The following is a 10,935-nucleotide window of genomic DNA, read 5'->3' on the forward strand; positions in this document are numbered from 1 at the left end:
ACCTGGTCGTCCTGCCCGACGAGCCCTACCGGTTCACCGCCGACGACGGACCGGAGGCCTTCGGCGGTCTGCCGTGCGCCCTGGTCGGCGGACGGCACCTGACGTGGTACGGCCCGTCGCTCGCCGAGGCGCCGCGGGTACTGGGCGAGGCGCTGCGCGCAGCGCTCAGCTGACCGGCCCGCGCCCGGCGCGCACCACCGCCCGCGGCCCGGACGGCGAACAGGGGTCTGCTTCCGTCGGGGCATAAGCTTGGTTTATGTCTTTGCCCCTGGTCCTAGGGCTGCGACCAGGCGTTTTCCAGGCCCGTGATACCTCAGTGATACTGATCATGCACTCTTCAGGCGCTCTGACCAGGGTTTTTACCCTTGAGGACCCTGAGATTCGGCCTGTCGGCAGCGGCATCACCGTTGGCCGGCGAGGCCTGCCGTCGAAGGGCCGCAACCTGCTTCGCGGCGGCTGCCTGGGAGCCCGGGATCACGTGGGCGTACGTGGTCAGCATCATCGCCACCGTGTGGCCCGCGCGCTCCGCGACGACCTTGACCGGCACGCCCGCGGTGAGCCAGATGGTGACCATCGTGTGCCGGAGGCCGTGCAGCGTGAGGCGGGGGAGCGCGTCCTCCCCGAGAGTCTTCCGGCACCGGGCCACGGCGCGGTCGAACGCGGCGCTGACGGTCTTGGGGGTGAGCCGCTGGCCGTTCTCGTTCCCGAAGATGGGCGCGGTGTCCCGGACGAGCCCGAGGTGCACGCCGCCCCGCTTGGCCCGCCACGCCTTGAGAACCGCCACCGTCTCGTCGTCCAGGTCGACGGTGCGGGACTTGCGGGTCTTCGTCGGCCCGAGAACGGGCTTTCCGCCTGGCCCAGGGCGAGCGTTGCGGTAGACGCTGATGACGTCTCCCTTGACGTCCCGCCAGTCGAGCGCGAGGAGCTCCCCGCGGCGCATGCCGGTCGTGGCCGCCACGTACCAGAGGGCCACGTGCTCTTGGTCGTGCTCCGCTGCCCAGGTAAGGAAGGCGTCGAGCTGCTGCGATGACCACGCCTGGGGCGTGGAGGCCTCCTGACCGTCGAGACGCGGCGGCGTGGCCCTGGCGGCGGGGTTCTTGCTGAGAAGCGGCGGCTCGGCCTCCACGGCGGCCCTGAGAGACATGCTCAGCACCGCGGCGGCCAGACGGACCGAGCGCGGCGCGAGCGGCGTCCCTCTGGTGCTCCCGCTCTCCTCCAGCTCGCGGTAGAGGGCGTTGATGCGCGTGGACGAGAGCTTGGCCAGCTTCACGTCCCCGATGCGGGGCTTGAGCGTGACCCGGATCATCTGGCCGTACGACTGCCGCGTGCCGGGGGAGGTGCGAAGGCCGGCCAGCCACGTGTCCAGCCACTCGCCGACGGTGACCCTGCCGGGGTCCGCGTACATGCCGTCGTCGCTCTTCTTGAGGGCCTCGCGCATGTCCTTCGCGGCCTCCGGACGGGTCTTGAAGCCCCGCCGGACGACGGGCTTGCGCTCGTTGCCAACCTGGATCGTGGCCTTCCAGTAGTAGCGCTTCTCGCCGTTGCGGAGGCGGTACTCGTACACGCCACCCTCTCCTGGACTGCGACGCGGCTTCTTTGACGTGCTCATGACATTCTCCGTTCCGTTGTTGACGGGGACTCTCGTTTTCCCGGGTTTTCCCGATCGGGGGACGGCTACGTTGCGTTGCCCCCTGGCCCTAATTTTACCGCAACATGTGTAGTAAGTGAACACGGAGAGTCACAATTCCCTGGTCAGAGGCTGGACGAGTTGCTCACTCATAGTTACAATAGGATCATGGACACGACAACGGACACGCGTCGCGGGCGACTGCTGACGTGGTTGGAGAACGGCACCGCGAGGGAGATCCGCGAGAAGGCCGGCCTCAGCCCCGCGAAGCTCGCCGAGCGAGTCGGCGGCATCTCTCGGGTGACGCTGTACCGGTGCGAGAAGGAGCGTCACCTGCCTCGCAACCGTGACGCGGCGGTCAGGTACTACGAGGTGTTGGCGCAGCTCCGAGACGAGCAGGAAGGCGCGGAGCGGTGAACGCCGCCGCTCGCCTCCGCGGTCGGTGGTTCGCGACCGTGGCGGAGACGGCGGAGGTGCTCCACGTCGACCCGCGAACGGTGCGCCGAGCGATCGACGCGGGCACGATCCCGTCGACCAGGGTGGGACAGCAGCTCCGAGTGCCCGTCGCGTGGCTGGAGGAGCGGGCGATGCTCACGGAATCTCCACCAGGAGGCCCGCCCTCACTCGTGCACAATGATGACCAGGAACAGGAAGCCGCCCCAGACGGGGCGGCTTTCCGCGTTTTGAGCGGCGATGACAGCGCCGCTCTCAACTGACCGACGGCGGGAGACGACGTCAACCATGCCTGATTTTACCCAGTTTGAGGACGCGGTGACCGCGCTCACGGCCCTCGACGATGCCGAGCTGTCCGTGGGCACCCTGCGAGTCCTCCTGGACCAGCTTGGCGAGGTTCTGGGGCTGGCGGAGGCCGGCCAGTGACCCCCGGGGCTCACGTCGGGCTCGACACGGTCGCCCGGTACTGCTCAAAGGTCGGCCTCGGGTCCGTCGCGGCCTGCCGAGACTGGCTCTCGACGGAGTTCAGGGCGAAGGGGCGCGTCATGGTCAACGGCCGTTCCCTCGCGGGCTACAGGGCGCTGAACGGGACCTGGTGGTGCCGGACGAACCGCGTCGCGGTCGTCTTCGGCCTGTCGCGGGATGAAGTGAGCGCCCTGAGGCGGCTGGCGGAGGTGCGGCGGGCTCCCAAGTTCCCGCCGACCACGAAGAAGCTCAAGCGCGGTGACTGCCTGGCCTGCGAGGGGCCGTGCAGGCAGCGAGTACTGATCGAGATGGACGCCGATCTGTCCTGGGACGGCCGGCCAAGCGCCGCTCTCGTGGCGGAGCTGGAGCACCATCGCATGGCGTCGCGGGCGGTGACGATCCGCGTGAACCCGTCCCGAAGTTGATAAGCAGTGATCATCACTTGAAGTGTACGAGGTCATGACAAGTTGGTAAAATGATCTCAGGAGGTAGGAAATGCCCACCATCGCCGCAGAAGACCGCAAGACCGTCATCACGGGAGTGCCGATGACCCCGAACATGGACCTGACGATTCGTCGTCTTGCCGCCGAACGGCGCCTCACCCGCGCCGCCTTCATGCGTCAGGTGATCGAGGACGCGGTCAAGCAGTTGACGACCGCGACCGCTGCCTGACCCACCTACAGACCCCGCGCCCCTCACCGTGGCGCGAAAGGCAATACCGCAACACCCAGGAACGAACGGAGCCCCCGTAGCCGGTGACCAGCCGGTTGCGGGGGCTCGTTCGTCTCAATCCTGGTTCGCCTGGCGGGACATCACCCCGCCTCGACCACGACCCGTACGGCGCGACTGCCACCCCGCGCCACACGAGGTTCAGCACCTCATCGAATGGAGTCAATCGTGACTCTCAGTAGTCATTCTACCGCGTCTCAGGGGCACTTGAACACCCAGAGCCGCGAGAGCGCCCGCGCAGACACCTCACCGCCGGCCAACTGGAACCCCAAGTGGTCTCACATTCCCGTCAGTCGGAAGACGGAGAGTCGCAACCGTCAGGCGCTGGTCAAGCTCCCGGAGCGCGCCCCCAAGGACAAGGTCAAGTACGCCAAGCTGTACTGGTCCGGCAAGGTCCACGCCACCTGGGAGGACCTGTTCGGAGAGCTCCAGCGCGGTCACGACGTCGGCATCCTGTCCGGGCAGTCCGGGTTGGTCTTCGTCGACTGCGACGTCCGCGAGACGGACGCCACCTTCGAGGGCGAGGGCAACGAGCGCACGCTCAAGCCGGGTGAGACGGTGCACGGCCTTGACGACCTCGCACGCGTGGCGGAGGAGCTTGGCCACGAGGTGCCAGCGACGTACACGGTGCGAACCCCGAGCGGCGGCACTCACCTCTACTTCCGGCAGAGCTCGGCGTTTCCGGTGTCCATGAAGCACCACCGCCAGCACTGGACCGTGGACGTCATCGCAGGCAAGAACCTCTGGGTGGCGGCCCCACCCACGCCCGGTTACGAGGTCACCGATGACCGTGAGGCGGCCGTTCTCCCGGACTGGCTGGCCCAGTTCATACGTGAGCTGAACCGTCGTCTCCTGCCTGTCGGTGGCCGCCGACACCAGGAGCTGCTGGACCTTGCTCGGGAGGCGCGGGAGGCGGTGAAGGTCGGCGACGAGGGCTCCCTGCTCGACCGCTGGGTCAACCGCGAGCTGGCGGTGGTCCGGCACGCCGACGAGATCAAGCGCGGCTGGAACCTCGCGATCTTCCAGTGCGCCTGCAACTTGTTCGAGTACGGCTACACCTACGAGCCGGTGGAGAGGGCCATCCTCGACGCCGCCCGCCCCACCGATGATCGCGAGGCCGCGAAGGCCATTTACACCATCCACTCCGCTTGGGACCGCAAGAAGGGCGGCTACACGCTGTGACCGAGACGACGAACCCCCTCGCCACCGCGCCGAGGCTGCCACAGGTTCCCGCGAGTGAGGCTGACGCCGCGGTGGCGCTCGCCCACGAACGCCTCAAGGACCGGTTCGTGCACACCACCACGCTCGGCTGGCTGATGGACAACGGGCAGCGCTGGGAGTCGGTCCCGGACAAGACCACGCGGGAGGCCGCGCGCCTCTGGGTGGGGGAGAAGATCACCCTTGCACTGACCATCGCAGCCCAGGCTCAGCGGGATGACGACCGCGACACCGCCCAGCAGGCAACGAGTGTGGCCGCCTCGTGGCGGCGCTACGAGACCGCCGCCAAGCTCAGCAGCGTCGTCTCCCTGGCGAGTGCGATCGAGGGCGTGGCCGGCCAGGCGTCAGACTTCGACTCGCACCCCGACCTGCTGAACACCCCGAGCGGCGTGGTCGACCTCCGCACTGGTGAGCTGCGGCCGTACGAGCCTCGCTACAAGTTCACGAAGCTGACCGGCGTGGCGTACAAGCCGGGTGCCACACACCACGACTGGACCGTCGCCCTCCAGGCGATCCCGAAGGACACCCTGCCGTACATGCAGCTCCGGTTCGGCCAGGCGCTCACCGGCTACCACGTCAACGACGACACGGTCATGTTCGGCACCGGTGGCGGCTCTAACGGAAAGTCGACCCTCTTCACCGGCATGCAGAGGGCGCTCGGGGACTATGCGGTCATCGCCAACGACGCGCTGATCGGCGCGGAGGCGGACAAGCAGCACCCCACGGAGATCGTGGACCTTCTCGGCGCGCGTCTGGTGGTGATTGAGGAGCTGCCGGAGGGCAAGCACCTCAGCATTCGGTCGATCAAGAACCTCACTCAGAGCCAGCTCAAGGGCCGACGGATGCACAAGGACTGGCTGACCTTCGACGCCAGCCACTCCCTGTTCGTGAACGCGAACTACCTGCCGATGGTGGCGGAGACGGACCACGGCACGTGGCGGCGCCTGCTGCGCCTGCACTGGCCTTACACGTTCCGGAAGCCCCACGAGTATGACGCTCTCCCGGAGCCCAGGGTGACCGACCGGCGCGGCGAGATCGGCCTCCGCGACCGGATCAAGCTCGGTGAGAACGGCGTGTGGGAGGCGATCCTCGCGTGGATGGTGGAGGGCGCCGTGCGCTGGTACCAGGGCGACGAGAAGCGGGAACCTCGAACCCTCGGCGAGCCCAGCGAGCGCGTCCTCAAGGACAGCGAGACGTGGCAGGAGCGGTCCAACCCTCTCGTGGCGTTCTGCCGGGAGCACCTGGTGCCGGACCCAGGGCGGCACGTGCACGCAGACGCCATCTCGTTCACGCTCAACGCGTTCATCGAGGGCCGCGGACAGCGCGCTTGGTCCACACCAGTCGTCAACGAGCGGTTCGCCGCGTACTGGGCCGCCCAGGGCGTGGATGTCGAGAAGAAGAAGGTCAAGAAGTCCGCGAAGTTGTCCACTCGGGTTGACGCGATGGACCTGCCCGCCAGCTACCAAGGGTGGCACGGGCTGCGCTGGCGGACTGAGGCGGACGAGACCGTGGAGCTCGCGGAGGCAACTGGCGAGATAGCCCCGTTTGAGCACTCGTGAGAAAAGGTTCCAGTGGTTCCAACCTCTAGGTTTTCTCTCTCGCGAAGAGTGATTAGAGGAATTTCCCAAAAGGTTGGAACCACTGGAACCTGAGCGGCGGCCGTCATCTTTGTCCACAGCGAGAAGGCCGTCGTGGCCGGAGCCGTCTCACCCTGTGAGGGTGAGACGGCTCTTCGCTGTGTAGGCCGGCCAGCGCCTCAACGCCCTTGCTGCGCCTGGTCACCGGCTGACCGTGCAGGATGTCCGCATGGGAGAGCAGTGGGGGACAGTCGTGGCCGCCGTCATCGCGGCGGTTGCCGCGCTGGTCGGGGTACTGGCCGGCGTGGTCGTGGGGCGTCGGCAGGTCACCGACCAGGCCGCCGTGGAGCACGGGCAGTGGCTGCGAGGGCAGCGCCAGGAGGCTTACGTGGCGCTTCTGGAGGCGTGGGACACCGGCGTGAAGCGGTTCAACGAGAGGGTCCAGAACTGGGAGGGCGAGCACTACCACGCGGAGACCTTCGAGGGCGACGGGTGGGAGGAGAGCGAGAAGTCGATCTACATCGAGACCCACGAGATCGCCGAGACGGTGCAGCGAGCGATCGAGCGCGTGGAGTTGCTGGGCCCGAAGAGCGTGGATGACGCCTCCGCTCACCTCGCAGACGCGCTGGGTGTACTGAGAGACGCCGTCCGCTCGAAGGCGGGTAGCGAGGAGTGGCCCGACTGGGAGGCGTACGGCGAGGCCAGAGAGAAGGCGGACATGGCGCGCCGCGGCTTTCTGACGGCCTCCCGGGAGACGGTGCGCGCGGCCCCGCGGCCGTAGGTCACGGATGTCGCCACAACGCCCGTGCTGCGCCCTGGCCTCAGCCGTGCAAGGAACCGTCGCTCTGACGGTCAGCGCTCGACCGCCCCGCTCGCCGCCGGCCTCGCTGGAACGGGACGCTGCGCCCTGGCCCTGGCTACCTGCCCTCGCAGGCCAGGTGACCCGCTCGCCTCGTCCCGCGCCGACCCTGGGGTAACAGGCACGGGCCAGGCAAGAGGGGGCGAGAGGGGCACGAGGCTGGTTGATCTCTTTGGTATACCAAGCCACTACGCGCGCAAGGCTTTCACCGCTCTCGCGCGCTCTCAGGGGTCTCCCTCCCCTCGACCCGCCCCCTCATCCGCTCTCGCGTCTCAGTCGTGCACGCCCCGTCAGATGAGGGCCACCACCGCGGCGATGGCGGCCACGCCCGCGAACCCCGCCCCGACGAGGGCGATGCGGTCGGTGGTCGACAGCCGTGACCACGGCGAGCCCCATGGGACCAGCCCAGGCGGGTTGAGCACGGGCTTGAGGTTCTTCCGCTCCAGCCACTCGCTGATCCCCACCGCTACGGTGATGAGTGCGACGAGGATGAACATGGTCAGCAGAACTCCGAAGTTCCCCTTATGAGCCTTATGAGTCTCATGAGCCTGACCGACCGCGACACCTGTCATAACCGTCAGGGCGAGATACATGATCGTGGATTTGAAGCGGATAACGGCCCGTGAGGGACGTCCACCCAGTTCTTCGAGAATCTCACCCAGCCGGTGCATCTGGCCGTGGGTCCAGATCGGGTCAACCGAACGCACCGTCACCGTCACGACGCCGTCCTTGAACTCAACGCCGACGTACCTGGCCGGGCCCTCGTCTCGTTCGAGGGTGAGGTTGTCCCACGGTGTCCGCCCGGACACTGGGGGCAGCGCCGCCCGGACGGCTATGAGGTCGTCGAGCGTGTCCTCCTGGAGCTGGGCACTGCCCACGGTGCACTTGACCGACACCGTTCCGGCGGGCGCGCCGTCACCGACCACCAGGAGCAGCTTGTCCAGCTCGGTCCGCCCGACGCGGGTGTGGTGGTACGTGGCGGTGCGTGCGATCACCGGGGGTGCGGCCATGGCAGGAGTATGCCGAGCTGATGGTCCGATCGCGTCCAGATGCCCACCCGAGGGGGTAACAGGTGACGGATTTGTTACCAGTAAGCGGCGCGTGAGGGCGAGTTGGGCGGCGCCGGACCTGAGGGCGCTCGTGGCACACCTTCACGTCGGTTCCCCTGACGCGGATCGTTCGGCGGCGCTGTTCGATGGACAACCCCGGCACGGCTCGCCACAGTTGACGGCCATGGGGGAGCTCGTTTTCGGGATCATCGGCGCCGTGGTCGGCGTCGTGGGACTGGCGTTGACGTACGCCGGACTTCGGCACCAGCGGCAGCAGGCGCGTGAGCTGGAGGAGCGAGAGACGCAGCTGCGCGTCCGTGAGATGGAGATGGAGCAGCGGGAGGCGGCCCTCCACGCATCGATGCTAATCGTGAAGGTGGGCAGGCGGCCGTCGACTCTCGACCCGTCAGTTGCCCTCTGGCGGCTCACCGTCACGAACGCGAGCACGCAGCCCTTCACCGGGGTGTCGCTGGCTTACGCGGAGCAGGCGCTCTCGCCACCGACGCTCAACGGGCTTTTGAGCCCCGGTGCGTCCGTGACGGACTCGCTGCCGGTCAACGGCGAGGAGCCGAACCCCTTCCTGTGCGTGGCCGAGTTCACCGACGTCGCCGGGCGGCTCTGGCGCCGTCTGGCGACGGGCGACCTGCACCGTGGGCGCCGCCAGGCGGACGGCGAGGTCACCTGGGACCAGCGTCACGCGCTTTACGTTCACGCAGCCTTGCTTCAGGGCACGGTCACGGCCGCGGGTGTAGGCCCCATGCCCACCGCGCCGCTGGGGGAGACGCCGCCGCGAGGCGCGAGCACTCGGACCGCGGTTGCGGTGACGATTGCCGTTGTGATCTGCGTTGTGGTCGTGACCTGGTACACAGGCACTCACCACTGAGGGGCGGCGCATCCCAGGTCCTCAACTCCCGCTACGCTCCCGCTCCATGGGAACACCGTGGTCCTCCATCATCGCCGGGACGACGGCCGTCTTCAGCGCCGTCGCGACGGGTGGCGCGTGGCTGGCCGCGCGCCGGGCCAACGCCACCGCGGACGCGGTCGCCCGCATCGAGCGGGAGCGCTGGCACGCCGACCTCACGCCGCAGTTCAACGTCACGATTGAGCGGAGCGACGGGGACCGCGCCACGCTCAGCGTGCACCTGGCCGGCCCGCTGCCCCTGGGCTACCTGGACGAGGTCCGCGTGGAGGTCAGGCAGAGCGACGACATGGACTACACCCCCACGCTTCCGGGCGGCGCCGCGCCGGAGCAGGTGGCCGCACACGTGTGGGGGCCGTACCGGTTCGTGCCCCACGTGAACGGCGCCGACGCGAACGGGCAGGTGATGCCGGGGTTCCAGCTGCGCGTGGGTGCCGGCCAGCCTCGCGCCTTGGAGCGCACGCGGGCGCCTCTCTGGTGGGAGGGCAACGACCGCGAGGCCCGCTGGCGGGACAAGTGGCTGAACAAGCCGATGCGCCTGGTCCTCACCTGCCGCCGGGACGGCTTCGACCCGTGGGTGGTGCCGTACGAGGTGGACGTGCCGCAGGCGCCGCGGGTGCGGACCCTGTAGGTGGGCGGCCAGCTCGCCCGCGGCGGGCGCTGGGATCTCGGTGTCGACCTTGGTGCCCTGGCCAGGCGATGGGTGACGGTGCCCTCGGTGACGCTCTCGCGCTTGCTCCCCTCCACCTGAACGCACGAGTGGGGCCCGCCCCCTGGACGAGCCCCACCACTGGTTACCGCTTCCGAACTACCGTGACTGAAGCCACCAGATCAGGTAGCCGACCGCGAAGCCCCCGACACCCGTTCCTGCGCCGTAGGCGACGCCGAGGGTGAACCGCCTGCTCAGTTGCTTGCCGCGGCGGACGAACCGGTTCCGCCACGGCGGCCGGCCAGCGGGGGAGCCTCCGGACGCGGGGTCGGGAGACCCCGACGAGCCGAGAGGCATTGGACTACCATTCACGTTGGTGCTCCGATCGTTCGCGAGACGTGCAGGTGCATCACAGGGGAGCCCCTCCCGGCGTGTAGGCCTAGGAAACCTGCCGGGCTCGGGGCTCCTCCTGCTTGCCACGAGTCTACGGAAGGTGCGACGGTGGCGGGACGCTCCACGGGTCCCGGAGCGGGGCAACGGACGACTCGATTGGCGAGTTGACGGTCCGTCAGGTACTCAACCTGATGGACCCACTAACAACTTGAGCGATCCCTGAAACGCCAACAACTCGCGATGTGAGCTGCGTCACAAATGGCGTTCCGTGACGGTCTCGTGACCAACCTCGGGGCGGATGATCGGCTTCCGTCTTGCGGAGGGTGCGGGTCGTGTTGAGGTCAGGTCAGGTGCCACCTTCACCCGGCCACCCAGTGCCATCATCCGCTTCGCGGTTTCGCCCGTCACCGTCGTGACCACCTCATATCAGACATCACTCTCTTGTGGTACAGACTGGCCTACTTGGGTAAGATTGACTTGTCATGAACGCGACGATCCGGAGGTGTCGGTGGCCAACTCCAGGGGCTCCACGGGGAGCGGCCTCGTGCGCCTGACGACGTATGTGCCGGTCGAGGTCCGCGACCAGGTCGACGCCTGGGCGGCCAGTGAGAAGCGCACGCGGGCCAACGCCGCGCGCCGCCTCCTGGAGAACTGGCTGAGCGCCCACCCCGCTCCTGGTGTGGCCCCTCGCCGCGCCCTCAACTTCGCCGCTGCCCTCGGCCCGACGGGCCTTGTCGACGAGGAGCCCACGCCGTGACCTCCGACCTCACCCACGGCGTCACCGCCGTCGCGCTTGTCTTCCGCCTCCCCGCCACCGGGGAAACGGTCGTCGTCAACCCCGGCCAAGTCCGCGACGCGGCGGCCACCTACCAGCCGGAGCGAGCCGACGCCCCCGCCACGCTGACGCTCACCGTTCAGCTGCGGCCCCACGGCAGCCCGCTCGTTCACGGCCAGGTGGCCAGCTTCACCACGTGGCCCGGGGACGCGGTCGCCACGG

General features: G+C 68.4%; 15 protein-coding genes. 13 read left to right on the forward strand and 2 right to left on the reverse strand.

Annotated features, from left to right (window positions below; genetic code table 11):
- Positions 1-173, forward strand: a 173-nt coding sequence (locus IE249_RS38065) for a helical backbone metal receptor (RefSeq protein WP_229859024.1), incomplete at its 5' end; no start/stop codon positions are given.
- Between the two features lie 164 nt (positions 174-337).
- On the opposite strand, the gene IE249_RS21720 is transcribed toward IE249_RS38065, so the two are convergent.
- Positions 338-1,564, reverse strand: a complete 1,227-nt coding sequence (locus IE249_RS21720) for a tyrosine-type recombinase/integrase (RefSeq protein ID WP_189707001.1) — start codon at positions 1,562-1,564, stop codon at positions 338-340.
- Positions 1,565-1,795: 231 nt separating this feature from the next.
- Between IE249_RS21720 and IE249_RS21725 the strand changes: the two genes are divergently transcribed.
- The 8 genes from IE249_RS21725 to IE249_RS21760 all read left to right on the forward strand — a co-directional run bounded on the left by IE249_RS21725 (position 1,796) and on the right by IE249_RS21760 (position 6,850).
- Positions 1,796-2,044 (forward strand): helix-turn-helix domain-containing protein, encoded by a 249-nt coding sequence (locus IE249_RS21725; RefSeq protein WP_189707003.1) that lies wholly within the window; start codon positions 1,796-1,798, stop codon positions 2,042-2,044.
- Positions 2,045-2,082: 38 nt separating this feature from the next.
- Positions 2,083-2,343: a helix-turn-helix domain-containing protein gene (locus IE249_RS40075; protein ID WP_373304426.1), complete on the forward strand. Its 261-nt coding sequence runs from the start codon at positions 2,083-2,085 to the stop codon at positions 2,341-2,343.
- Positions 2,344-2,368: 25 nt separating this feature from the next.
- Entirely contained in the window at positions 2,369-2,506 is a 138-nt protein-coding gene (locus tag IE249_RS21735) for a hypothetical protein (protein ID WP_189707007.1), read from the forward strand.
- 119 nt (positions 2,507-2,625) lie between these two features.
- The gene (locus IE249_RS21740; RefSeq protein WP_189707009.1) at positions 2,626-2,970 is read left to right on the forward strand and encodes a hypothetical protein; all 345 of its coding nucleotides are present in this window, start codon (positions 2,626-2,628) and stop codon (positions 2,968-2,970) included.
- Between the two features lie 70 nt (positions 2,971-3,040).
- Entirely contained in the window at positions 3,041-3,217 is a 177-nt protein-coding gene (locus tag IE249_RS21745) for a hypothetical protein (protein WP_189707011.1), read from the forward strand.
- A 264-nt stretch (positions 3,218-3,481) separates the two neighbouring features.
- Positions 3,482-4,456, forward strand: a complete 975-nt coding sequence (locus IE249_RS21750) for a bifunctional DNA primase/polymerase (protein WP_189707013.1) — start codon at positions 3,482-3,484, stop codon at positions 4,454-4,456.
- The gene (locus IE249_RS21755) at positions 4,453-6,051 is read left to right on the forward strand and encodes a DNA primase family protein (protein ID WP_189707015.1); all 1,599 of its coding nucleotides are present in this window, start codon (positions 4,453-4,455) and stop codon (positions 6,049-6,051) included. The genes IE249_RS21750 and IE249_RS21755 overlap by 4 nt, the downstream gene beginning before the upstream one ends.
- 247 nt (positions 6,052-6,298) lie before the next feature.
- A complete protein-coding gene (locus tag IE249_RS21760; protein ID WP_189707017.1) occupies positions 6,299-6,850 on the forward strand; it encodes a hypothetical protein in 552 nt (183 codons plus the stop codon).
- Positions 6,851-7,218: 368 nt separating this feature from the next.
- Here IE249_RS21760 and IE249_RS21765 read toward each other — a convergent pair whose 3' ends face one another.
- A complete protein-coding gene (locus IE249_RS21765; RefSeq protein WP_189707019.1) occupies positions 7,219-7,938 on the reverse strand; it encodes a hypothetical protein in 720 nt (239 codons plus the stop codon).
- 223 nt (positions 7,939-8,161) lie between these two features.
- Here IE249_RS21765 and IE249_RS21770 point away from each other — a divergent pair, with 223 nt between their 5' ends.
- The 4 genes from IE249_RS21770 to IE249_RS21785 form a co-directional block, all read left to right on the forward strand.
- The gene (locus IE249_RS21770) at positions 8,162-8,860 is read left to right on the forward strand and encodes a Z-ring associated ZapG family protein (RefSeq protein ID WP_189707021.1); all 699 of its coding nucleotides are present in this window, start codon (positions 8,162-8,164) and stop codon (positions 8,858-8,860) included.
- Between the two features lie 46 nt (positions 8,861-8,906).
- The gene (locus tag IE249_RS21775) at positions 8,907-9,527 is read left to right on the forward strand and encodes a hypothetical protein (RefSeq protein ID WP_189707023.1); all 621 of its coding nucleotides are present in this window, start codon (positions 8,907-8,909) and stop codon (positions 9,525-9,527) included.
- Positions 9,528-10,446: 919 nt separating this feature from the next.
- Complete coding sequence (locus tag IE249_RS21780) at positions 10,447-10,695, forward strand: ribbon-helix-helix domain-containing protein (protein ID WP_189707025.1); 249 nt, start codon at positions 10,447-10,449, stop codon at positions 10,693-10,695.
- The coding region (locus tag IE249_RS21785; protein ID WP_189707028.1) for a hypothetical protein at positions 10,692-10,935 on the forward strand (244 nt) is incomplete at its 3' end. The genes IE249_RS21780 and IE249_RS21785, both read left to right, overlap by 4 nt.

This window comes from Streptomyces anandii JCM 4720, assembly GCF_014650655.1.
Classification (GTDB): Bacteria; Actinomycetota; Actinomycetes; order Streptomycetales; family Streptomycetaceae; genus Streptomyces; species Streptomyces anandii.

Excerpts from the sequence above, each read along its gene's own strand:
- IE249_RS21725 (WP_189707003.1), top strand. The coding sequence starts at position 1,796 with ATGGACACGACAACGGACACGCGTCGCGGGCGACTGCTGACGTGGTTG.
- IE249_RS21735 (WP_189707007.1), top strand. The coding sequence starts at position 2,369 with ATGCCTGATTTTACCCAGTTTGAGGACGCGGTGACCGCGCTCACGGCC.
- IE249_RS21740 (WP_189707009.1), top strand. The coding sequence starts at position 2,626 with ATGGTCAACGGCCGTTCCCTCGCGGGCTACAGGGCGCTGAACGGGACC.
- IE249_RS21745 (WP_189707011.1), top strand. The coding sequence starts at position 3,041 with ATGCCCACCATCGCCGCAGAAGACCGCAAGACCGTCATCACGGGAGTG.
- IE249_RS21760 (WP_189707017.1), top strand. The coding sequence starts at position 6,299 with ATGGGAGAGCAGTGGGGGACAGTCGTGGCCGCCGTCATCGCGGCGGTT.
- IE249_RS21765 (WP_189707019.1), bottom strand. The coding sequence starts at position 7,938 with ATGGCCGCACCCCCGGTGATCGCACGCACCGCCACGTACCACCACACC.
- IE249_RS21770 (WP_189707021.1), top strand. The coding sequence starts at position 8,162 with ATGGGGGAGCTCGTTTTCGGGATCATCGGCGCCGTGGTCGGCGTCGTG.
- IE249_RS21775 (WP_189707023.1), top strand. The coding sequence starts at position 8,907 with ATGGGAACACCGTGGTCCTCCATCATCGCCGGGACGACGGCCGTCTTC.